1 protein-coding gene is annotated in these 882 nt (G+C 69.5%); it reads right to left on the reverse strand.

Translation table 11 applies throughout. From position 1 onward, the window contains the following. Positions 1-810: helicase-related protein (locus ADK60_RS23795; protein ID WP_353651771.1), on the reverse strand; the 810-nt coding region annotated here is incomplete at its 3' end. Positions 811-882 lie beyond the last annotated feature (72 nt).

The raw sequence follows: 882 nt of genomic DNA on the forward strand, positions 1-882 counted from the left end.
CCGCACCAGCAGCCGGCTCTCCTCCTCGCCCTCGCCCGGCGCGGTGCCGATCCGCACCGGAGCGGCGTTGGGAGTGTTGGTGGTGGGGAGGGCGAGCATGTCGACGGCCTCCTCGTCGTGGGCCCGCAGGCCCTGCAGCACCCGCACCAACGGCCGGTAGGAGGCGGAGGTCACCATGTCCTCCTCGCTCTCCCCAGGCCGGGTGAAGCACACGACCACGAGGGAGGCGAGCTTGTCGTCCTCCGGCTTCTTGCGCAGCGCCCGCCCGATGGCCTGGACGATCTCGACGGGGGAGCCCTTCGGGTCCAGGAAGGCCACCGAGTCCACGGCCCGCACATCCACACCCTCGCCCAACACCCGGCAGTTGCACAGCACCGCCACACCCGGCCAGCTGCCGAATTCCCCCAGCACGCTGCGCCGTTCGTCCGCCGGGTGCTCCCCGCACAACCAGTCCACCCACACATCCTCAGGATCCGGGTAGAAGCCCGGCATGTCCGCATGCAGCTGCGCGGCCACCTTCGGCAGCCCGGCCGCGAAAGCCTCGGCCTCCACGGTCCTGCGATGGAAAGTGATCATGGTCCGGAGACGGTGCTCCGTCGCGGTGCGCATCATCGCCGCCTGGACGGCGCCCAGCCGCAACCCCCGTACCTCCTCCTCGTTCCGCTCAGGCCCGCTCAGGCGCTCCGGCGTCAGGTAAGGATCGGGGATCTCCACCACGATGATCTGATACCGCGCCAGGATCCCCCTGTTGACCGCTTCCCCCATGGTTAGTCTATGTACGACTTTTCCGAAGATCGTTTCATCGTCCATCGACGCCGCCAGCTCCTCCGGCAGCGGATCCTTCGCCCCCTCCCGCGGCTGCCACCCCGCCCGCTCCTGCCA

The organism is Streptomyces sp. XY431 (genome assembly GCF_001279805.1).
In the GTDB taxonomy this organism is placed as follows: domain Bacteria; phylum Actinomycetota; class Actinomycetes; order Streptomycetales; family Streptomycetaceae; genus Kitasatospora; species Kitasatospora purpeofusca.